This is a genomic window from Rhizobium sp. NPDC092011 (assembly GCF_044756305.1).
Lineage (GTDB): Bacteria > Pseudomonadota > Alphaproteobacteria > Rhizobiales > Rhizobiaceae > Rhizobium.
The window spans coordinates 87,598-108,263 of record NZ_JBIVSO010000017.1; the positions used below are offsets into that span (position 1 = coordinate 87,598).

The window sequence follows — 20,666 nt, forward strand, 5'->3', positions numbered from 1 at the left end:
GGTCGCGGAAGGGGAGGGGGAGGGGGAGGGCGAAGCCGGCTGGCGACGGAAAGATCTTCGGGTGATTCTGCGGATGGTCACGCCATTTGCCTTTCCATGATCTGCCTTGCCGTCTTCGCCCCGTCCATCGCGTCGACGCGCTGCCCGCTTCCATTGAAGAGAAGCGTGGAGGATGCATCGACCGACAGATGGAGTATCTGCCCAAGGGCGAGCCCGGAGAAAGTGGATGCCGGCGTGCGGGCAACAAGCAGCGGTGCGACGCCGGCGATCTCGACATGGAGGAAGAGGTCGGAGCCCATATGCTCGATCATTCTGAGCCATCCGGTGAAAGCGCTGCCGGCGCTATCACCGGCCAGTCCAATCGCCTCGGCGCGGATGCCGACCGACATCGCTTCGCCGGGCGCGCAGCCCGTTGAGAGCTGCAGCGCCGTGCCGGCGACGAGAACTCGCCCGTTTTCACCGGTCACGCCTGGCAGCATATTGATCTTGGGCGAGCCGATGAACTCCGCGACGCGGCGATCGACGGGACGCATATAAATCTCCTGCGGCGAGCCAAGCTGAAGCAGTTCCCCGTCCGCCATGACGGCAACGCGATCTGAGAGTGTCATGGCTTCGGCCTGATCATGCGTCACGTAGACAAAGGTGATGCCGAGCTCTTCATGCAGTTGCTTGATCTCGGCGCGCATGCCGACGCGCAGTTTGGCATCCAGATTAGAGAGCGGCTCGTCCATCAAGAAGGCAGCCGGCCGGCGCACCATCGCCCGGCCGAGCGCCACGCGTTGCCGCTGGCCGCCCGACAGCTGACCCGGCTTTCGGTCGATGAGGCGATCGATGCCGAGAGCCGCAGCGATCGCCGCCACCTCCCGATCGATTTCCGAGCGAATGGCCGATGTCCCGGGCAAAAGGCGCCCGACAAACGGCAGCCGCTGCCAGAGAGACAGGCGGCGCATTGTCAGCGGCAGCGCCATGTTGCGGGCGACCGTCATGTGCGGATAGAGCGCATAGGACTGGAAGACCATAGCGACGTCGCGCTCTTTCGGCGGGATCGCATCGACGATCCTGCCGCCGATCGAAACCGTTCCGCTATCCTGGCGTTCCAGTCCGGCAAGGATACGCAGCAAGGTCGACTTGCCGCAACCGGACGGGCCGAGAATGGTCAGGAACTCGCCGCCGGCGATCGCAAGCGACACGTCGCGCAGGCATTGCGCCGGGCCGAAATTTTTCACGATACTGTTCAACTCTATGGCAGTCATTTTCCGTCCGGTCCCATTTCTTCCCGCTCATTGTGCGCATGCCGCTCGGTTTGAATATTCCAGCGGCGATGCGGTTCACCCAAGGATCGGCGGTAGATGATCCCCTTTATTTTCAAGAGCTTGTGACCGCCGAAGATCATACGGTCCGCACCTTGGATGACGATGGGATAGTGCCCGGCGGCGACAGCCGATTGACAAATATCGCAAAATGCGATTGTACATTATAATTTACATATGGAATTTAATATATGTTAGAGGACGGGAACCGTTCCCGCGCACCACCTTGACCGCCGACAATCAGGATGTCCCACTCAACGCCATTCGCGCTTTCGTCGCGATCGCCCGCGAGCGCAGTGTGTCGAAGGCGGCACGCGCGCTGTCGACGACGCAGAGCTCGATCAGCCGCCACCTGCTCGTTCTCGAGGAGTATCTCGGAGCGAGCCTGTTTGAGCGGCGCGGACGGATGAGCGATCTGTCAGACTATGGGCGGCTCTTTGCGGGTGCGGTCAGCGAGCCGCTGGAGACGATCTGCTTCACCGCCCATCGCATGCGCCGCAAGAATCTCGCAGACGTCAACCGCCTCGTCCTGCGCACCTCGCTCGCGACCTTTGCGACCCATATCCTCGTTCCACATCTGGACGCGTTCTCAAGGGACATGGGAGGGGCGACCGTCGACGTCGTCACCTCGCTTGCAACACCAGGCGCCTCAGATCGCTTCGATGTGCTCCTGACGCGTGACCTTTCGATCGTCGAGCCCTCGGATCATTGGGAGATCCACCAGGAACAGCTCGTCCTGGTTGGAGCGCCGGCCCATCTTCGTGGCAAAGCGAACGGACAGTTCCGCTCATTGCCGATCCTGTCGATCACCTCGCGGCCGGATATTTTGCCGACATGGCTTCGCGCCATGGGTTTGGCGAACAGGGATATCATTGCCGGCGCCCGCGTCGAGCACCATTACCTCGCTTTACCGGCCGTTCTCTCCGGAAAATGCCTGCTTGTGGCGCCGGAGATCCTCGTCGGTCACTATGTCCGCGACGGCATGCTCGAGGTGGTCGACGATAGCCGGACGCCGAGCGGCATGCACTATCGCGCCTATGCGCTCGATCGCAGCGCCAATCCCGAGCTTGCCCGCGCTTTCTGCCGCTGGCTCGCGCGCCTGTGCCGGACGATGCCGGGCGGCGAGTTGCGCTGACGCCCGTAGGGTCTTCCCGTCACCTCCCCATTTGGACGAGGGATACGGCTGCAGAAGATTGGCCCCCGCCTTTCGGCGGGGGCCGCCGCCTCGTCAATCCCTGGCGGGGCGGGACCAGATCAGCTGGTAGCCAGCCTCGCCCTCGACCTCGGTGAGGGTCGCGTAGATCGGGGCGGGGAAGCTCGGATCGTCGAGCTTGATCGACAGATAGTCGCGCTGCGTCTGCTCCGATGTCTTCTGCCAGGCGGCGCCGAGCTCGACGGTGCCGGCGTAGATCCGGAAATGCGGCCCCTTGTCTGAAGGGCTTTCGATGCGGGAGATGCGGGCCTTGACGTTGAGAGCCAGCGTGCGGATCGAGCCGCTGAAGCCATTTTCGGTGGAGGTGAACGTGCCGATGGTTGCCATTGTCTTTAAGTCCTTTTCGCTTATCGGGCCGCGCCCATCGCGGCCTCGATGGCTGTCGAACAGACCGGGGACGATCGGACCGCACCTAACAGGCCGCAATGCAATGGAGGGCGGCAAGTCGCAATTTTGTTAGAGGGCGAGGAATGGCGGCGGAGCCGACAGGGGTTAAGAAAATTGCGGCTTGCCGTTGCGGGAAGACGATCGAGGCGAAGCCGCTCCTTGGTCAGACAAGCCCCATCGAGACCGCGCATGGGTCGCCGGCAAGGCGATGAAAAAAGGAGGAAGAGAATGGCGCCTATCGAGTCCAGTTTGCGGCCCGATCCATGGTCCGGCGGCAGCTCACCCCTCAAAAATCAGGGGAAGACGCGCATCCTCGCGGAATTTCCGGCCGGGCTCGCTTGCGATCGGCCCTCCGCACGGTATCGTCGCGCTCGCTCATCGCCGCCGGGAGGACATATGGCAAAGCAGGCAAAACCGTTCATCGTCGAGATCAAGCCGTCGCGGAAGGTGAGACCAGCCGATCGAAAGACATCGATCTGGGGAGAGGTCGATTTGCGAACCGAACCAGACATGCCGCTCGCTGCAGAGCCTGTCGAGGCGCCGGCCGCCCTTGTTCAGGACGACCGATCCTGATCGGCTCATGACGACCGTCAAGCCCGAACGGATTTTGATCCTGACGGCAAAGGGACCCAATTGGGGCAGTCAACCGCCGTCCGTAGGCAACGCTTCACGGTATAGGCAGATTGAATTGGATCAATCCGCATGAGGCCGTGTCCCTTTGCAGCGTCATGCTGCCCTCTGCTCCTCGGCGACACCCGGCTGCAGTGCCTCGAGGAAATTCACGGCTTTCTGGGCATGAGCCGCCGCTTGAAAGATCGCGCGCTTGTCGTTCTTGAGGACAGTAAGCCACGATGCCAGATAGCTTGCGTGATCGGGCCTTGGCTCGAGCTCGGGGACAATGCCGAGACCCGCGCAGAGAAAGCAGCTGCCGAGTTCGGCAATCAATTCTTCTCGGGCGCGCTCGGTCTTGTCTTTGCAATAGCGGGATAGATCGCGCCCGACCCGATGACCCGGCGCCGTCCAATGCGTTACCTCGTGGCTGAGTATCGCATAATAGCTTGCGACATCCCTGAAGGTTTCGAAGGGCGGCATCTGGACCAGGTCCGGCCCTGGGGCATAGAAGGCCTGATTTCCGCCATGGCGGATGACGGCACCTGTATTGCGAAAGAACCGGTCGGCGCGGTCGATCCGTCCGACAGGATCGGCAACGGGTGCGGGCCGGCGATAGTAGTGCTCGGGCAGCCTGTCGATCTGTTCGACATTGAAGACCGAATAGGCCTTGAGGAAGGGAATGTCCCGGTCGACTTCACCGCCCTCGCCATCGGCCTCAGACTTCGTAAACCGGCTGGCAAATACGACCGTCGATCCGGACTCGCCCTTGCGAACAGTCGCGCCGAGCTCGCGCGCTTGCTTGAATGTCATCCATATCGGCGAAGCAAAGCCACGCGATATCTGCTCCGCCCAGAGGAGAAGAATGTTCATGCCCGAATAGGGCTGGCCGCTATGACGCAGCGGTCGCGAGATGCGGCCATTCATGTTCTCCGCGTTCCACGGCTTTACCCAGGGGCGCACGCCCTGTCCGAGATCCTCGACGATACGCTCCGTGATGCGCGTGTAGATGTCGGCCCGATCCGTACTTGCCTTCTTGCTCATCATTTCATTCTCCATGTCCGGGACCGCGCCCATCGCGGTCCGTCACGGAGGTCCGAAGTCAGGGGCTGATCGGGTGGCCATGCACCGGAACGGCCGCAACAGCGTGGAGGACGGCGAAGCCGTTGCATGGGCGTCCGGCCCCTGCAGGACCACCGACCGGGACGGGCGGCGATGGGCGCGCGTCACTTTCCCTTCAATAGGAGAAAAGGCCGGCGCCGTTGGCGCCAGCCGAGACGAGAAGAGAATGGGCGGGGCGACGCCCCGCCGACTCCGTCATCCCAACGCCGCCATCTGCGCTTCGGCGGCCTCGCGATTGAGGGATGCAGCCGGGTTCTCGATCGGACGATCGAAGGGTTTCCAGGTCTCGCCGACGATCCGCTCGTAGGCGGCCACGGCGCCCTCGGCTGCCATTCTGAGCGCGTGGGACTGGACGCCCATGTCGGCCGCAAACTCCCGCTTGCGCTGGGCGGCGCTGTCATAGCCGACCGGACCATCGAGATCCTCATCGCGCGCATCGTTGGATGCCTTGGCGGTGGCGTCGCGCGCCTCGGTGACCGCGCGGGAGTAGAATTGGCCGGCCCCATGCGCCGATCCGACGAAGGCCCCGACGATCCGCTGCAGATGGATTTGCATGGCCTTCTCGCCAAGTCCTTCCGAGAGGCTGTCGGCGGTCTCGATGATCAGCCGCTCGTGCAGACCGCGGATGCCATCGCCGTCGACGGCTGCCGTGCCGAAGCTCTCGGCGATCTTGAGCGCCTGGGTCGCGTCGGGGCAGGAGAGGCGGACCATTTCGAGGGTGGCGCCCTTTCTAAGTTGCGAGGTTCTTGCGTTCGAGCGGTTCGGGGTGGCGGGCTTGGTCATGTCAGTTCCTTTCCTGGCTGCCGAAGCGGTTCCGGCCCGTGCCGGTCTGCCCTTCGGTGCGGACGATCAGGAACCGGCAAGGGACGGGCGGCTTCATAGGTCCGAGCCGGCCGAACCAGCAGGGCAGGCTTGGCGGGTGAGCGGGCCCCGGCCTGCGCAAGCCGCGAGTTTGTCCTCGCGCAGAGAGGCTGGAGCGGCCGGCCCGCGGCGCGAAAGCGGCCTTGAAACGACCGGCCGCCGGTTCAGACCGCAGCGAACAAGAAGGGCAGTCCGGCTCGGGTCCGATACCATCCCAAGCCGAGAGAAAGCGACATGGCCATGCCCGCCATGTTTACCAAGACCGTGAACCGGAGAAGACGCCCGCGGGCAACCACGTCTCGACCAGGACGGCGATTGCTTTCGACGGTGGCTTCGAGGCGAGGGGGTTGATCATGCCCCATTCGCCTGGCGTCGCCGGAACATGAAGGAGGACGGTCCATCATATGCAGCGTGGCGGGCCTCATTGATGACGAAGCCGAACGGGCCGCGCGCGGCATATTCATCGCTTGGCACCAGGAACCGGCGCTCCAAGCCACCAGGGACTCGGCCTCCGCCGACCATGGCCACGACCTCGGTCATCCCGGCGTGCTGCTCCGACCGGATCGCGGACATGATGATGAAGTCAGCCGCATGACGTTGATCGAACGCCGGGCGGGCGTAGCATGAGAAGGAGGCAGGCGGGCGTGGCGAGTTTATGGGGAGTGTTTCAGCCGGTCTTTCGCGGCTCGGCTTTGTGCGAGGTGAGAGCCGTCGCCGTCCGATCGTCAAACCGGACAGTCAACTGCTATTCAGGGCATTTTGTAAATTGGCGTCTCGAAAAGCATCTGCCAATCTTACGCGTATGACGTTTGCCCAAACTGGCGAACGAGGAAATCGAGAAAGACACGGATTTTCGGCGTGACGTGCTGACGTGAGGGATAGACGGCGTAGTGTGTAATCTCCGCCGTCGTCCAGTCCGTCAGTGCCTCTTGCAATCGCCCCTCCTGAATGTCCTTCTCGATATAGGGAAGCGGGATCAGGCTGACGCCGATGCCTGCACGCAGCGCATCCCGTACAGCGAGGCTGGAAGATACCGAATAGCGTGCTTTGACCGGAATGCGCTCGGCCTTACCATCCTTTGTGAACTCCCAGACATCGGCATTGCTTCCATAGGGAAAGCGGATGTGCTGTAGAGCCGTCAGATCGGAAGGCGTCTGTGGCTTTCCGTGAGCATCGAAATAGGCGGGCGCAGCGCACAACACATGCGGCATCACCCCGAGCTTCCTCGCAATCAGGCTTGAATCTTCAAGACTGCTGTAGCCCCGAATGGCGAGATCGAACCCCTCGTGGACAATATCCACGCGGCGGTCATCGAGATGAAGTTCAAGATTCAGACCGGGATAGCGCGAGAGGAATTCCGGCACCGCTTCTGACAGGCGAACGAGCGCAACGGTCATCGGCGCGCTGACCCGTAGCGTGCCGACAGGCGACGACTTCGCGGGAGAAAGCGCCGCTTCCGCTTCGATCAAGGCATCCAGTCCCCGCGTGACATGTTCGAGGTAGGTTTTGCCTTCTTCAGTCAGCGCCATGCGCCGCGTGGTCCGGTTGATCAGGCGAACGCCCAGATGCGCTTCCAGCTCCGCCACGTTCTTGCTCACCGCAGGGGGCGACAGACCGAGCTTCCGGCCCGCCTCGGCAAAGCTGCCCAACCCAGCCACATGCCGAAACACCTGCAAAGCCGTGTATCGATCCATCTCATTCTTCTCCCATGGCTATGAATGTCTTTCAATATTACTCTATTCTATCCGAACAGAGAATTCTCTATCTCCATCCAACGAAACTTAGCCGGGAGATACCCAATGCCCCATCCGACAATTGACCTGATCGAGCGACGCGTTTCCGCCAACCTCTTCGATCCGTCCCATTCCCTGACGAACATTGAGATCGAGGACCTTGTGCGGCTCGCGACGCGCGCTCCTACGGCCTTCAATCTTCAGAACTGGCGTTTCATTGCCGTCCGGACGCCGGAGGCCAAAGCCAGACTGCGTGACCTTGCCCATGGTCAGGTCAAGGTTTCCGACGCCGCCGTTACCTTCATCATTTGCGGTCAGTCGCCTGATCACGAAAGCCTTGGCGAGCGACTGCGGCCATTTGTCGAAAGCGGCCTGATGCCGGAAGCGATGGCTTCAGGATGGCGGGAAACTGTCCGCGCCAAATATGCCGCCGATCCTGAAGCCACCCGCGATGAAGCAATCCGTTCGGCAACGCTCGGGACGGCAACATTGATATACGCAGCCGAAGCCATAGGGCTCGTGTCAGGTCCGATGGTCGGGTTCGACGCAGCCGCCGTTTCTCATGAGTTCGGGCTCGCCAAGGGCGAGATTCCCGTCATGCTTCTTCCTGTCGGTCGCGCGGCACCGGGCAACTGGCCCCAGAAGCCGCGCCGTCCGCTTTCGGAGGTCCTCCAGATATCATGAAACAGAACCTTTCAGACCTTTCGCTGACGGCCATCGCGCCGATCGTCTGGGGCAGCACCTATATCGTTTCGACCGAATTCCTCGCGGGATTTTCGCCGATGACGGTCGCGATGCTGCGTGCGTTGCCGGCAGGTTTGCTCCTGCTGGCGATCGTACGCCAATTGCCCGCTGGCATCTGGTGGTTGCGCTCCTTCATCCTCGGTGCGCTCAACATCTCGATCTTCCTCAGTATGTTGTTCGTCGCCGCTTACAGACTTCCCGGCGGCGTCGCCGGCACCGTGCTCTCGGCTCAACCACTGATTGTCGTCATTCTGGCTTCGCTTCTGTTGCCCGGTCGGCTTCGCTCGCTGGCAGTCGTGGGAGCATTGATCGGCATGATCGGTGTGGCATTGCTTGTCTTGACCCCGAACGCTACGCTCGACCCCATCGGCATCGCGGCCGGTCTGGCTGGTGCTACCTCCATGGCCATGGGCGTCACTCTTGCGCGCAAGTGGCAGCCACCCGTGTCGCCGCTCACTTTCACGTCCTGGCAGTTGACCACGGGTGGGCTGCTGCTGGTTCCTGTTGTCGTGCTGTTCGATGGCTCAATTCCAGTGCCAACGATCTCTAATCTGATGGGGCTTATCTGGCTGGGGCTAATCGGCGCAGCTTTGACCTATGCCCTCTGGTTCCGCGGGATTGGACGGTTGGCACCTACGGCTGTGTCCTCGCTCCTGTTCCTGAGCCCCCTGACGGCGGTTCTGCTGGGATGGGTGTTTCTCGGACAGTCTCTGACGGTGTTGCAGATCACCGGTATCGCCCTCGTTATCAGCAGCATCTGGCTCAGCCAACGCTCAAGCTGATCCACCTTTGAGCGCCGCCCTCATGAAAGGGGTCAGAACAAGAACTGTTCCGCCAGACACGCTAAGGCCGAACGAACAATGAAAATACTCACGCTGCCGGAATTTACGGACAATGCGGGTTGTTCTGTGTCACAGGACTTGAACGGTGGCGCCGACCTGCACCTTTTCGTATAGCTCGATGATGTCTTCGTTGAGCATGCGAATGCAGCCCGAGGAGGCCTCCGTGCCAATGGTCCACGGTTCATTCGTACCGTGAATGCGGTACAGCGTATCGCGACCGTTGACGAACAGATATAGCGCGCGTGCGCCTAGCGGATTAGCTGGTCCGGGCTCTATGCGTTTTGGTAACCCTGGTGTTTCAGCGTGCATATCGTCGGTTGGATGCCATGCCGGCCATTTGGCCTTTCGCTCGATCGTTGCCATCCCGCGCCAGCTATACCCACTTTTGCCAACAGCTATACCGTAGCGCCTGACGGTGCCTTGGGACTCGACAAAATACAGATGCTTGTTGTGAGGATCGACAATGATCGATCCGGGCGTGGCATCCACCTGTTTAGCCATCGTGACCGGCTGCAGATCTCTTGCGAATTTGCTACGATTTACGGGACGAACTGGAAACAGCTCGGACGCGTATGGACCTTCTGCGGGCAACGAAGACACGGGGCCGCTTACAGTGCTGCAACCATGCACCGCCAGCAACCCGAGTATGAAACTCCGCCGTGAGATGGCAGAACAACTAAGCGATTTCGCAAGCGGGATCGTTATCATGGGAGAGATCCAAGAATTGTCTGGCTATGTGACTCAGATTTCGCGGAATTGTTATCATCACGATTGACGGCCAGATAACGAGACGCTCCCGGCATCTGGTCGAAGCCGGGAGCGGTTCTTGCGAGTGCGATCAAAACCTCACGCGCAGTCCGAGCGTTCCACCGACGTCGTAACTGTCGGCAAATTTCTTTAGGCTGGTGTCGGCAGACACTTCGCCATAGACCGTGTATTTATCGTTGGCCCAGCTGTAAGTGCCACCAAAACCAATTCCACCGGTCAGCCGATCGGCGCGACTGTCAAACTTCGTGCCCGATACATCTACTCGTGTTCCGTCGAGGAACTCGTTGGTCAGATTGGCGATGCTATAGAACTGCGCTCGGCTCGTCTGACCGTCATCGTCCTTCCAGCTGCGCTCGTGCCCGAGGGCCAGACCCAGGCGACCCTTCAGGCTGTCACCCTTGTCGAGCGACACGCGGGCACCGTAGGGATCAGTGAAGCTGTCGAAATCGACTGACGACCAGGTCAGCTGTGCCTGTGGCGTGAGGGTCCAATTCTCGTTGAGAGCGATGCGCTTGCCGGTTTCGAGGCTCATAGCATAACCAAAACCATCGTTGCCGTCGGCAAGTCCTCGACGCAGCGTATCGGAGTAGAGATTGCTGTCGTACCAGGTAACCTGGCCTTGCGCGTCGAGATAGAAGCCGTTATTGCCGTACCAGGTCAGCGTGCCGCCGAAGCCATAGCCTGTGGTGTCGATATTGCCGTTGCCGAAGATCGATGAGACATCGGTGGAAACCTGGCCATAGTGAACGGTTATGCCGCCGATGAGCTTGCCAGCATCGCTTTCATAGAGCTGACCGTCCACACCTGCCTGCAGATTCCACATATCGTAGTCATAGTCTGACTGGCTCGTGGTGACATCGGGCTGCTGTCTACCATGCAACCCTTCGATGCGACCCCAGACGCCCGAGCCGCCAACGATCGTTGTGGAGCCATCCTGATAATAGGCGTTCTGGTCCTGAGTCGGCGTGCATCTGAAGTTCCGTGCTGGATCCTTACAGAACACGGTCTCGGCCGGAGCCTGTTCCCTCCAGTACCGATTGCCGGTGCGCTGAGCAAGCGTCGGCAAGCGATTAAGGACCTGTAGTGCGTTCGGATAAGTCTCATAAACCGGCACGCCTGGTTGATAACGGGGCGTTTCGGGACCGGTAGGCACGATCGGATCGATCAACACTGAGCGTAGATACCAGTCATTTGCGGCATAGCTATCCCCATAGACATCCATACCACTGGAGGTGGGGCTACGGTGGAGTGTATAGGCATATGCGCCTGCCACCTTGGCGTTCTGGCCATCGTTCGTCACGTAATCGCCATTACCAAGGAAGAACGCATTCGGGGTCGTGGTGCCGCCATTGATGGCGTTGACAACCTTAATACCGTCAGTGGTCGCAGCCCCGCCACCATTGATGTTGTTAATGACAAGTCCGGTTTGGCCAGTTGCTGTGCCGTGATCGATCACGATCTGGTCGGACGGCGAGGCATCGCCGCCCAGGTAAGTATTCAAGACAACCGTACCGGCTGCGCCCCCGGCGCCTCCAACGAAATTAGAGGTCGTCAGTGTCTTATAGGCGCCGTTCACAGGCGGTGCAAAGACGATCAGGCCTGCATTCTCGGTGGTGCTGCCAGCGGTGTTGTTGACAGTGGAACTAGCTATCATGTTCCAAGTGCTCGTGACATCGACAGTCATGTTGTCGGCGTTCAACGCAGCCCCGGTCAATGTACTCCCGTTCAGTGTCGCGCTGGCCCTGGCGGTTCCCTCTCCCACCACATTGCCGGTCAGCGCCATGTTGGTGAAATTGCCGCTGGTGGTGCCGCCAACGGCATGTACCACGATGCCGCTGCCTGTTGTGGGAGCGACACCGGTCAGATTGGCAACGACATTGCCGGCCGTTCCGGTGATCAGATCCCCCGTCGCGCTCAGGGAGCCGCCTGCCATCATCACCGTGCCATCTCCGGTGCCAAGAATACCCGACGAGCCGGTTCCATTCGCCGTCACGGCAGTGCCGGTCGTGTTGATCTGGCCGCCACCGTTGACGGAAAGGCCCGAAGCGGCCTGCGTTGTGACGGACGAGGCCGTCAGCTTGACATTGCTGTTCGCACCTTCCGACAGCGCACCGAAGGCGCCGGCACCGCTAGTGTTGACGGTAGCATTCGTGGCGTCGACGACACCGCCCTGCATCGCGTGCAAGCCCATGGCGCCGACACCCGAAGTGGTGACCGCCGGACCGCCGTTCGCACTGCTCGTCAACGTGACCGTGCTGCCGGGGCCGGTCGCCCGGATACCATCGGCAGTGAAATTGGCGGTCGGCGCGCCACCGGTCGTGATCGTGCCGCCGGCAACCGTGGCGGTGCCCCCGGCATTGGCAGCGACACCGATGGCACCGTCACCGGTGGTTGTGAGCTTGTTGTCCGTGATCGTAAGCGTGCTGCCGACCCCAATCGCCTCTGCGCCGTTGGACTCCTTGCCGATCTCACTCGCGAGGTAATGGCCGCCGGACGTATCGAAACCTGGCTTATACCCGGTGGTGATCTCGCCGCCGATTACACTCATCGTGCCGCCGCCAGTGGCACGGACACCGGCGCTGGACGGGCCGGTCGTTCGGACGATGGCATTGCTAATGGCGACCTTGCTGGCCGTTCCGTTCCCATCCGTCCCATCCGCAATCGCGCCGGTGGAGCCGGTCTCATAGGTAAAAACGCCGTAGCCCTTGAAATCGATAAAAGCCCCGCCCTGGGCCACCGCGCCGGCGCTCGCCGCTCCATAGGTGGTCACGCTGCCGCCCTGGTCAATCGTGATCTTGCTGCCGGTCCCCTGGGCGAGGAGAGCCACGGAATTGCTGATGAGCGTTCCATGATAATTGCCGGTTACAACCGCGCCGCCATGGATGGTGGCCGCTCCCCCGTCGGCAACCGACATCCCGGCACTGTTATTGCCATAGGTGTTGATGTAGCTAGCGTTGGTGACGATCGTGCTGCCGGCACCGGAAACGAAGGCACCTGCCGTATCCTCGCCGCTAACGAAACCGCTCACACCGGTGAGGGTGATCTGGCCCCCTGACTCAGCGACGAAGGCAGAGCTGCCCATGCCATAAGTCAAAACCCCGGACTGCTGGGCATTGATGCCGGTAATTTCAACCGTGCCACCATTGGATGCATAAGCGCCATATGCATTGTTGCCGGTTGTGACCACAATCTGTTGCCCGGTATTCGGCGGCAGCGTCACTCCGTTAGAGTCAACATTCACATCGCTGCCAGTTCCGGTTGCGAAGATGCCGTAGCTGCCATCGGCCCCTGTGGTGACGAGCACACCATGTCCGTTAATCTTGCCGCCGCCATCGGCATAGAGCCCGTGACTGCCCGCGCCAGTCGTATTGACATTCGCGGTGTTGTACCCTCCGCTGCCATCCGGCGCGCCGTTCAAATTGATCGTTCCGCCGCCGCTCGCGTGAGCGCCGGAGCCGGTACCGCTCGCGTCCAATTCAACGACGTTTCCCGTGTAGACCCCAGTGCCGGAGGCGCCGACCACATCCGTGCCATCATTGCTCGATCGAGTTGGAGTGCCTGGCGTGCCTAAATCCGTGCAACTACCCGAGGCGATGCTCACAGGCGCATCCGGTGCCGGTGCGCACTGCGCGAATGCCTGCGTGGAGGGCAGTAACACGGTCACAGCAGCCACCAGAATGTAGCGATGGTTGTAGACCGAGCTTAGCAGCGCCTTTTTGAGGGAGTTAACGGCGGAGGTGTCAAGACTGCGAATACAAATTGGCTTTTCCGTATGGTCAGATTTCATTTGCCCCCCATAAGCGCTTGATAACGGTTTTTCCGCGAATCGATAATCGTCATCCGACAACTAATTGGATGCTACAAACGTTATAGTTGAACGTCCAGCTACAACGTGTAATTACTCTGACCCCAAGCGTCGATAGTGCTGGGGCACGGTAGAAAAGCTAGAATAAGTCGCAATCCTCAGGCGGCGCGGAGAATTTGCCCTGGAAGCCGCAAAGGCCTGAAGCCCTCTGGCATCTGTTGCTCGGTGTCCCAGGAATAGATGCCGGTGAGATTGATATGCTCCCAACTGAGCGGTGAGACATGCTTCAGCAGTTCGTTGGGAATGTTACGGTCCCGTTGGCGCAGGTGGGTCGTGGCCCGGCTGAGATAGACGATGTTCCAATGCACGATAGCACTGACGACCAGGTTGAGGCCGGAAGCTCGGAACGCTTGACTGTCAAAGGAGCGATCACGGATTTCGCCGCGCTCGTGGAAAAAGACGGCGCGCTTGAGCTTGTGAGCGGCCTCGCCCTTGTTGAGCCCGCCTGACAACGCCGGCGCAGCGTCGGGCTGGAATACCATTCGATCATGAACAGGGTGCGCTCGATACGGCCGAGCTCGCGGAGTGCCTTGGCCAGATCGCTGGATTTCGATGAGGCCGACAACCGCTTGAGGATCGCTGATGGCGCGACGGTGTGCGTGGTGATCGAGGCGGCAAGGCGCAGGAGCTCGTCCCAGTGTTCCATGATGAGCGTGGTGTTGATCGGCGCGCCAATATGATTCGCCAATGTCGGATAAGCATCGGCCTTCTCGAAGGTGTGGAATTTTCTGTCCTTGATATTGCGGAGGCGTGGAGCGAGGCGCTTGCCGATCAGGCAGAACAGCGCAAAGACATGATCGCTCGCCCCGCCGGTATCAGTGAACAGCTCCTCGATTTCCAGAACGGTATCGTGGTCAAACAGACCGTCGAGCACATAGACGGCCTCGCTTTCAGTCGGGCTGATCGGCAGGATGCTGTAATAGCCGTATTGATCGGAAAGGCCGCTGTAGAATTTCGTGCCAGGCTCGCTGCCATAGTGGAGATTGATGTCGCCGCGTCTGGCGGCGCGGTCGCTGGCGCGGAAGAACTGCCCATCGGATGACGCTTTCGTACCGTCACCCCAGATTTGTGAATGCGGATGGCGCGTATGGGCATCGGTCACGCAGGCTTGCGCCGCCCGGTAGGTTTCCGAGCGGGCGTGGAAGCTACGCATCCAGCCAATCTGGTGGGCGCTGATCCCCTTGGATGCTCCCGCCATTCGTTTCGGGCCGAGATTCGTGCCATCGGCAAGCACGCCGGCCAGCATGGCGGCGATGCTTTGCGGCACATCTCCCGTCCGAACATGGGTGAACTGGTCGGCAAATCCGGTCCATTCATGCACTTCCCGCAAGAGATCGGGTATCTCGACCAGAGGATACATTTCCGTGATTTCGGCATTGACGGCTTCTGCTGCAGCTGGCACATCGCTGGCAAGCGGCGTCACGATCAACGTGCCATTCTCCATCCTCACACCATCGAGCTTCCCGAAACGGGCGCGCCAGGCCAGTTGTTTGAGATTAGCATCCATCATCTGCCGAACCTCGGAAAGCCAGGCAGCGCAGTCGGCCTGGACACCGAGCCCGAGTTGATCTTGCTCCTTCAGGGCGACAAAAGCTGGCTTTGGCATAAGATGTTCGTCGATCGGCCGGAACGAGCGGCTGCCTTCGACCCAGATATCCCCCGAACGCAGCCGGTCACGCAAATGCGTGAGCGTTGCAATCTCGTAAAGTCTCCGATCCGCCTTTCCATCCTCAAAGACCAGCTTCTTCTCGGTTGCGCCAAGATGACCGACCCGCACCCGATCCGGCAGAACACGGCGCCCTTCGACATAAAGTGCTTTCAGGGTTGCGACCGCAGCAAGCAGCGGATTGTGCCGACGGCGCGAATGGAACGTAAATGTCTGAAGGAAGGCTCCTGCAAACTTGCGGATATTCCCATGTTGCTCAGCCGCCAGAACTAGCGGCGGAGTGTCGGCGCTCTCCACCATCGCCTCAAGGCCGGGTTTGATCTGAAGCAGCCGATGCCAGCCGACTTGTCGATTGACCGTCGCAAGCGCGTCTTCATCGGCATCATTGGCGGCCTGCAGGGCGACGATCGTATCGAGGAACAACCGCAGAGCTTTGGATGTCTCAATGCGCGCGTTCATGTTCCGCTGCATTTTCCGGTTATTCGCCTGGGAAAACAGCCGGCCCATCAACTTGATGAACATCATCACCGCATCGTCGGTGAGCTTCTGGCCAAGCTTGATGACCTGCGCCACGACCGTCGCGCGCCGACGGCTGGCGCCGAAGTCTCCGGCAAGCCAGGCAGGCGTTGCATCGCCCTCACGGATCGGTCAGGCTCGCCAAGGTGTTTTCCCTTCTCAGCAACTGGGATCGGTCGAGGAAATACGGATCGGCGCTCGGAATATGGAGGCCGTCGACTACACCATAAGTGGCGCCCAGTTTGCCAAAGCCGCCCCCAGTACGCAAGCCGGAGAAACCGTGATGCTTCAATGTCCTTGAGCGTGGTCCAGCGTAACTTTTGCAGGGCAAGTTGGATGGTTGCTGACATGCGGGCCGGTATCCGGTTCAGCTTTGCCAGATCGTGATTGTGACCGGCAGTCTCCGCGACACGCGCCCGAAAATCGGCTTCGTCAGCGACCCGGCCGTCATGCCCGATGAAGTCGGCCCTCGTCAGATCCGCGAGCGGCCGACGGACGGCGACGGCGCTCGCCAGATAGGCAATCCCGCTTGGTGAAGTGACCATGGCAAGGACCAGGTCATCGATGCGAGCGACAGGCAAGCCGTCCGCGCTGGTTGCAAACTCCACCCCCGAAAAATCGGGGGCGGGTCCAACCATGTTCGACTGAACGGCGGCATTCATGCTGCAGCCCTCTGATCGACGTCATCGTCATTCGCTTCGGGAGCAGGCGGAACCGGCGGATCGCCTGCGACCGTGTCGGTCGGATCCTCTTCTACTTGGTCGTCCGATGGGTCATCCCGATCGCCGTCTCCACCATTCAGAGATCCAGTGCCGGTGGCGTCAATGGCAGCGCCTGCCCGTATCCAGTCGACCAACTCGTCTGACGGCGGCGCAAAGCGCGCCGACGCATGGACAAAGTGCTCCGTGGCGCAATGCTCGACGAACGCCGCGCGGGTTTCTCGAACTTTCGGCCGCGGCTGGACGGATGCCCCCGCGCAGGAAGCTTCCAAAGCCTGCCGGGACAAGCACAGGAGGAACTCTTCCGAGCCCATATTCGGCAGGAACTCATCTGCGCCGATCGCCTCGCCGGCGATGCGGGCGATCATGCCGCTGTTCGACATGCCACGCCGGCACGAAAGGACATCGATCAGCACAGAGCGGACCGCCCCACGCAGGCGATCCTGGTCGAAGGATAGCTTGCCGTCCTCGTCGAACAGCTCGACCGCATGGCGCATGAACTGCTTGGCGCCGTAGAACGTGCCATCTGCACCGGAGTCCACACGAACATTCTGCCCGGCGAAGGCCAGCACCATCAGGGCCATCAGCATGCTATCCTCGATTGGCGCGCGGACGAGCGCATCATGGAGAGCGTCGGTGCGGAAGTCGCCGATCATGTCATGACCCTTCTGTGTGACTTCAGGGCGGGCCTGCGGCGTGGCGACCAGGTCAGCGCCTTCGCCACCTTCACCGGATCCGCCGCCGGCGTCCTTTGACTTTGCTGTTTCCGGCATTCGGTAATGCACCGTCTGGATCTTGCCGTCACGATCGAGATAGAGCGCCGTCTGGTCGGATTTCGATGGCTTGCCGTAGACCTGGTTTGCCTTCTTCGGCAATTCCGGCTGACCCCAGCTGTTGACCTCGACGATGCCGCCCCGCTTCGGCAGATTGGCTGTCATCCATTCGTGCTGGGCGCCGAGGAAGCCCTCGACATTGGTGGTGTAGCGACCATCCTGGTCGGCTGGAGCAAAGAGATCATCGACCCATTCGATCCCGTAGGCCTGGGCCAGATCATCGCCGAAGCTCGCATCCCGTGCATACATGCGCTTCTTGGTCAGCGCATTGGCAATCTGCCACCAGGGTGCGGTCTCACCCTTTTTCGGCTTGTGTGCCTTCCAGACTTCCTTTTGGTCGACCTGGCCGGCGGCGGCGATAATGCGCAGTTGCTGCTCCGATGGCATATCACCTAGCGCCATCTGTTCAAGCATAGCAGGCAGAACATTGGCGAGCAGGCGCAGCTTGCGGATCTGCCGGACGGGGAGGGCGAGAGCGACCGCGATCGCTTCCTCGGTCCAGCCGAGAGCAACGAGGCGTTCGATGCCGCGCCATTGATCGACCGGATTCAAAGCCTCGCGGACGCTGTTCTCGACCATCGAGCGCATCGCGCCGTTGTCGTTGGCGGCATCAGCGACAAGGACTTCGATTTCTTCAAGACCGGCCGCAATGGCGAGCCGGACGCGACGATGGCCGGCATCGATGATATAGCCGTTCCCGCCATCGGTTTGCGGCGCAACCACCGGCGGCTGGACAATGCCGACGGCCTTGATCGTCGCGAGCATGAGCGCGTCGGCCTGCGGCGAGGATTTCGATTGGCGCATACGGTCGGGATTTTCCGTCAGCGCGCGGGGATCCACCTTGATGACGTGCATTGGTAACTGTCCTTTCGGGAGGTTTCCGGACCGGCGCCTCGCCAGCCCTTCCTGTCTTCTTTTTTCTCGAAGACACTTCCCGAACCGCGGAGCGGGCGGGCCGGTGCAACTGCGTCCGAGCGGCCCTGGCCGTCAGGTCGAGCGTGGCGGAGCCTTGCGAGAACGGCGGGCAGGGTTGCGCAAGGGGCGGTTGAGCGAAACGGCGCCGGAACGGACGATCCGCGACAAGGGTTTCCTGTCTTCTTTCAACCTTCCCAATTCCATCTCACACATTCGGAATCTGGATAATCTCGAGCATTGATAATAGTTGATAAGCGACCTCTCTTGCGCTCCGTCACGTTCAATGGAGTATCAAATGATCAGCGCCGATCTGGGAAAGCAGCTCGAAAGTTATATTCAGCAGCTCGTCGAAACGGGTCGTTATGGCTCGAAAAGCGAAGTGCTGAGGGAAGGTGTGCGACTGGTCCAGGACCGCGAGACCCGTCTTGCCGCACTGGACGCGTCAGTCACGCGCGGTATCGCCGATGCCGACGCCGGCCGAACGAAGCCAGCGAGCGATGTTTTCGACCGGCTTGAGGCAAAATACGGCGCCATGGCCGAACAGGCCGAAAAATCGGCATGATTCTCGCGTTCTCCAACGAGGCGGAAAACGATCTTGAGCAGATCGCCGACCAAATCGCGCGGGACACCCCCCGACGCACGCTTTCATTCGTCCGGGAGCTGCGCAGCAAATGTGAAGATCTCATCGATAGTCCAGACGGCTTCGCCTTCGTCCCTCGCCACGAACGGCACGGTATCCGCCGGCGCGTTCACGGCAATTATCTGATCTTTTATCGCGTCGAAAGCGCAAATGTAGCCAGCATCCCTATACTGCATGGTGGCGCCCCTCTGCTCGGTGATTGAGCTCGAACTGTTCCGCGACCTCTTCCTCTTCGTCCTTTATTTTCCGGCTTTCCCTACCTGCAATGCCCCAATTCTTCCAGATCTGGCAGCATCTAATTCCGGATTGGACGATCACATATTCCGGATTGGACGAGCTTGAGTTCCGGATTGGACGGGTGTAGCTTCCCGAGCGGCCGAAGCTTGCATGACAATGGAGGGCCGATCAAAAATGCATGCGCGCGACGACGACCGACTATATCCCAGGGGAGTGGCCTCACGCGTACAAATCGCGATGAGCGACACTCCGGTCGTCCTTGTGAACGGGCCGCGGCAATGCGGCAAGACCACACTTGTGCGTTCGACCTTCGGCCACGAAAGGGCATACTTTACCCTTGACGATGAGACGACCTTGGCATCCGCGAAGACGGATCCGGTCGGTTTTATCCGACAAATCGATTCAGCGATCCTCGATGAAATCCAGCGGGCCCCCGAATTGCTGCGAGCCATCAAAAACACGGTGGATGAGGATCGTCGCCCCGGCCGCTTCCTTCTGACTGGCTCGGCAAACATCCTGGCCCTCCCCACAGTGTCGGACAGCCTTGCTGGCAGAATGGAAGTCGTAACGCTTCTGCCCTTGGGGCAATCGGAAATCCGCAGAGAGAAGAGCAACTTCCTCGACAAGGCATTTGCCGGGGATATCGCCGTCCCCAAGCATCAGCTGCTCGGACAGGAGCTGGTCGAACATGTGCTGATCGGTGGTTATCCGGATATGGTCGCGCGGACCGAGCCTCGTCGCCGCTCAGCGTGGGCGAGAGAGTATATCCGCGCGATCGTGGAGCGGGACGTTCGCGAAATCGCCGACGTTGAACGCCTCGATCAAATGCCCCAGCTTCTTCGCGCACTTGCACATCATTCCGGCCAGCTGCTCAATTTCGCGCAGCTGGCTGGGCAGGTCGGCCTCGATGACAAGACCGCGCGTCGCTACATTGGACTCTTCGAGAACCTGTTCCTTGTTCGCCGCATCGAACCATGGTTTCGCAATCCGCTAAAGCGCCTCGTGAAAACTCCCAAGCTATTTGTCCTGGATAGCGGGCTTCTGGCAGCGTTGACGGGATTGACGTCAGATCGGATCGCCAGAGATCGGTCGTTGTTTGGCGCATCGCTTGAGACCTTTGTCGCAAACGAGGTGTTCCGGCTCGCTACGTGGAGCGACACACAAATGACCTTCCATCACTATCGGGACAAGGATCAGGACGAGGTCGATATCGTTCTGGAAGACGAAGCCGGCGATATCATCGGCCTGGAAGTCAAAGCTTCCGCCACTATTGCGACCCATGACTTCAAGGGGCTTCGCAAGGTTGCAGCCGCAACGGGTCATTCCTTCAAGGCGGGATACGTGTTCTACGACGGGGACAGGATCCTGCCGTTTGGCGAGAGAATGGCGGCCATACCGCTCTCCTGTCTGTGGAATGACTAGCCGCCGGCGATCCGGTCGAGGCTTCGAATTGTCGATCGACCGTGGGGGCAAAAAGAAAGGGCCGACGGAAAACCGCGGCCCATGAAGTGTGGAGATCTTTAACCTCCAGAGGGGAACAGCTGCTGCGACGGAACTGGGTGTTGATTTGCACTGAAAGCTGACCCGGGATTGGAGTGAACCCTTCGGGCTGGACCAGCGAGGCGCTTCAAACTAAGCCGCCTGCTGGGCGAGTTGGGTTTCAAAATCCGCTGGCGACATGTAGCC

At 60.6% G+C, this 20,666-nt stretch carries 17 protein-coding genes and 1 pseudogene; 9 read left to right on the forward strand and 9 right to left on the reverse strand.

Annotation, left to right across the window (positions count from 1 at the left end):
- Positions 1 to 77 precede the first annotated feature (77 nt).
- On the reverse strand, positions 78 to 1,253 hold the full coding sequence (locus tag ACIQJ2_RS33745; RefSeq protein ID WP_400676155.1) for an ABC transporter ATP-binding protein: 1,176 nt from the start codon (positions 1,251 to 1,253) through the stop codon (positions 78 to 80).
- A gap of 283 nt (positions 1,254 to 1,536) precedes the next feature.
- Here ACIQJ2_RS33745 and ACIQJ2_RS33750 point away from each other — a divergent pair, with 283 nt between their 5' ends.
- Positions 1,537 to 2,445 (forward strand): LysR family transcriptional regulator, encoded by a 909-nt coding sequence (locus ACIQJ2_RS33750; RefSeq protein WP_246762313.1) that lies wholly within the window; start codon positions 1,537 to 1,539, stop codon positions 2,443 to 2,445.
- A gap of 93 nt (positions 2,446 to 2,538) precedes the next feature.
- On the opposite strand, the gene ACIQJ2_RS33755 is transcribed toward ACIQJ2_RS33750, so the two are convergent.
- Complete coding sequence (locus tag ACIQJ2_RS33755) at positions 2,539 to 2,850, reverse strand: DUF736 domain-containing protein (protein WP_400676153.1); 312 nt, start codon at positions 2,848 to 2,850, stop codon at positions 2,539 to 2,541.
- A gap of 456 nt (positions 2,851 to 3,306) precedes the next feature.
- Between ACIQJ2_RS33755 and ACIQJ2_RS33760 the strand changes: the two genes are divergently transcribed.
- A complete protein-coding gene (locus ACIQJ2_RS33760; RefSeq protein ID WP_400676151.1) occupies positions 3,307 to 3,483 on the forward strand; it encodes a hypothetical protein in 177 nt (58 codons plus the stop codon).
- A 153-nt stretch (positions 3,484 to 3,636) separates the two neighbouring features.
- Here ACIQJ2_RS33760 and ACIQJ2_RS33765 read toward each other — a convergent pair whose 3' ends face one another.
- Complete coding sequence (locus ACIQJ2_RS33765; protein ID WP_400676308.1) at positions 3,637 to 4,563, reverse strand: ArdC family protein; 927 nt, start codon at positions 4,561 to 4,563, stop codon at positions 3,637 to 3,639.
- A 273-nt stretch (positions 4,564 to 4,836) separates the two neighbouring features.
- Positions 4,837 to 5,424, reverse strand: a complete 588-nt coding sequence (locus tag ACIQJ2_RS33770; RefSeq protein WP_400676150.1) for a hypothetical protein — start codon at positions 5,422 to 5,424, stop codon at positions 4,837 to 4,839.
- Between the two features lie 489 nt (positions 5,425 to 5,913).
- Between ACIQJ2_RS33770 and ACIQJ2_RS33775 the strand changes: the two genes are divergently transcribed.
- The gene (locus ACIQJ2_RS33775) at positions 5,914 to 6,129 is read left to right on the forward strand and encodes a hypothetical protein (protein ID WP_400676148.1); all 216 of its coding nucleotides are present in this window, start codon (positions 5,914 to 5,916) and stop codon (positions 6,127 to 6,129) included.
- A 167-nt stretch (positions 6,130 to 6,296) separates the two neighbouring features.
- Here the strand turns inward: ACIQJ2_RS33775 and ACIQJ2_RS33780 are convergent, their stop codons facing one another.
- Positions 6,297 to 7,196 carry a LysR family transcriptional regulator gene (locus ACIQJ2_RS33780; RefSeq protein WP_400676146.1) on the reverse strand — a complete coding sequence of 300 codons (900 nt, stop codon included), beginning with the start codon at positions 7,194 to 7,196 and terminating at the stop codon, positions 6,297 to 6,299.
- A 69-nt stretch (positions 7,197 to 7,265) separates the two neighbouring features.
- Here ACIQJ2_RS33780 and ACIQJ2_RS33785 point away from each other — a divergent pair, with 69 nt between their 5' ends.
- A complete protein-coding gene (locus tag ACIQJ2_RS33785; RefSeq protein WP_400676306.1) occupies positions 7,266 to 7,919 on the forward strand; it encodes a nitroreductase family protein in 654 nt (217 codons plus the stop codon).
- Positions 7,916 to 8,761 carry an EamA family transporter gene (locus ACIQJ2_RS33790; RefSeq protein ID WP_400676144.1) on the forward strand — a complete coding sequence of 282 codons (846 nt, stop codon included), beginning with the start codon at positions 7,916 to 7,918 and terminating at the stop codon, positions 8,759 to 8,761. The genes ACIQJ2_RS33785 and ACIQJ2_RS33790 overlap by 4 nt, the downstream gene beginning before the upstream one ends.
- A gap of 129 nt (positions 8,762 to 8,890) precedes the next feature.
- Here ACIQJ2_RS33790 and ACIQJ2_RS33795 read toward each other — a convergent pair whose 3' ends face one another.
- From ACIQJ2_RS33795 to ACIQJ2_RS33805, 3 genes and pseudogenes are all read right to left on the reverse strand, one after another.
- Complete coding sequence (locus tag ACIQJ2_RS33795; RefSeq protein ID WP_234904948.1) at positions 8,891 to 9,322, reverse strand: L,D-transpeptidase; 432 nt, start codon at positions 9,320 to 9,322, stop codon at positions 8,891 to 8,893.
- A 337-nt stretch (positions 9,323 to 9,659) separates the two neighbouring features.
- Complete coding sequence (locus ACIQJ2_RS33800) at positions 9,660 to 13,376, reverse strand: autotransporter outer membrane beta-barrel domain-containing protein (protein WP_400676141.1); 3,717 nt, start codon at positions 13,374 to 13,376, stop codon at positions 9,660 to 9,662.
- A 176-nt stretch (positions 13,377 to 13,552) separates the two neighbouring features.
- A pseudogene (locus ACIQJ2_RS33805) lies at positions 13,553 to 15,765 on the reverse strand (Tn3 family transposase); the annotation flags it as partial.
- Between the two features lie 260 nt (positions 15,766 to 16,025).
- On the opposite strand from ACIQJ2_RS33805, the gene ACIQJ2_RS33810 reads away from it, so the two are divergent.
- Complete coding sequence (locus tag ACIQJ2_RS33810) at positions 16,026 to 16,172, forward strand: hypothetical protein (RefSeq protein WP_400676140.1); 147 nt, start codon at positions 16,026 to 16,028, stop codon at positions 16,170 to 16,172.
- Positions 16,173 to 16,294: 122 nt separating this feature from the next.
- On the opposite strand, the gene ACIQJ2_RS33815 is transcribed toward ACIQJ2_RS33810, so the two are convergent.
- Positions 16,295 to 18,043: a ParB/RepB/Spo0J family partition protein gene (locus ACIQJ2_RS33815; RefSeq protein ID WP_400676139.1), complete on the reverse strand. Its 1,749-nt coding sequence runs from the start codon at positions 18,041 to 18,043 to the stop codon at positions 16,295 to 16,297.
- A gap of 355 nt (positions 18,044 to 18,398) precedes the next feature.
- On the opposite strand from ACIQJ2_RS33815, the gene ACIQJ2_RS33820 reads away from it, so the two are divergent.
- The 3 genes from ACIQJ2_RS33820 to ACIQJ2_RS33830 all read left to right on the forward strand — a co-directional run bounded on the left by ACIQJ2_RS33820 (position 18,399) and on the right by ACIQJ2_RS33830 (position 20,402).
- A complete protein-coding gene (locus ACIQJ2_RS33820) occupies positions 18,399 to 18,665 on the forward strand; it encodes a type II toxin-antitoxin system ParD family antitoxin (protein WP_400676137.1) in 267 nt (88 codons plus the stop codon).
- Entirely contained in the window at positions 18,662 to 18,946 is a 285-nt protein-coding gene (locus tag ACIQJ2_RS33825; RefSeq protein WP_400676135.1) for a type II toxin-antitoxin system RelE/ParE family toxin, read from the forward strand. Before ACIQJ2_RS33820 ends, ACIQJ2_RS33825 begins: the two co-directional genes overlap by 4 nt.
- Before the next feature lie 271 nt (positions 18,947 to 19,217).
- Positions 19,218 to 20,402 carry an ATP-binding protein gene (locus ACIQJ2_RS33830; RefSeq protein ID WP_400676133.1) on the forward strand — a complete coding sequence of 395 codons (1,185 nt, stop codon included), beginning with the start codon at positions 19,218 to 19,220 and terminating at the stop codon, positions 20,400 to 20,402.
- The last annotated feature ends 264 nt before the right edge of the window (positions 20,403 to 20,666 follow it).

Excerpts from the sequence above, each read along its gene's own strand:
- ACIQJ2_RS33745 (WP_400676155.1), bottom strand. The coding sequence starts at position 1,253 with ATGACTGCCATAGAGTTGAACAGTATCGTGAAAAATTTCGGCCCGGCG.
- ACIQJ2_RS33795 (WP_234904948.1), bottom strand. The coding sequence starts at position 9,322 with ATGGCTAAACAGGTGGATGCCACGCCCGGATCGATCATTGTCGATCCT.
- ACIQJ2_RS33765 (WP_400676308.1), bottom strand. The coding sequence starts at position 4,563 with ATGAGCAAGAAGGCAAGTACGGATCGGGCCGACATCTACACGCGCATC.
- ACIQJ2_RS33800 (WP_400676141.1), bottom strand. The coding sequence starts at position 13,376 with ATGAAATCTGACCATACGGAAAAGCCAATTTGTATTCGCAGTCTTGAC.
- ACIQJ2_RS33780 (WP_400676146.1), bottom strand. The coding sequence starts at position 7,196 with ATGGATCGATACACGGCTTTGCAGGTGTTTCGGCATGTGGCTGGGTTG.
- ACIQJ2_RS33825 (WP_400676135.1), top strand. The coding sequence starts at position 18,662 with ATGATTCTCGCGTTCTCCAACGAGGCGGAAAACGATCTTGAGCAGATC.
- ACIQJ2_RS33815 (WP_400676139.1), bottom strand. The coding sequence starts at position 18,043 with ATGCACGTCATCAAGGTGGATCCCCGCGCGCTGACGGAAAATCCCGAC.
- ACIQJ2_RS33760 (WP_400676151.1), top strand. The coding sequence starts at position 3,307 with ATGGCAAAGCAGGCAAAACCGTTCATCGTCGAGATCAAGCCGTCGCGG.
- ACIQJ2_RS33830 (WP_400676133.1), top strand. The coding sequence starts at position 19,218 with ATGAGCGACACTCCGGTCGTCCTTGTGAACGGGCCGCGGCAATGCGGC.
- ACIQJ2_RS33820 (WP_400676137.1), top strand. The coding sequence starts at position 18,399 with ATGATCAGCGCCGATCTGGGAAAGCAGCTCGAAAGTTATATTCAGCAG.
- ACIQJ2_RS33790 (WP_400676144.1), top strand. The coding sequence starts at position 7,916 with ATGAAACAGAACCTTTCAGACCTTTCGCTGACGGCCATCGCGCCGATC.
- ACIQJ2_RS33770 (WP_400676150.1), bottom strand. The coding sequence starts at position 5,424 with ATGACCAAGCCCGCCACCCCGAACCGCTCGAACGCAAGAACCTCGCAA.
- ACIQJ2_RS33755 (WP_400676153.1), bottom strand. The coding sequence starts at position 2,850 with ATGGCAACCATCGGCACGTTCACCTCCACCGAAAATGGCTTCAGCGGC.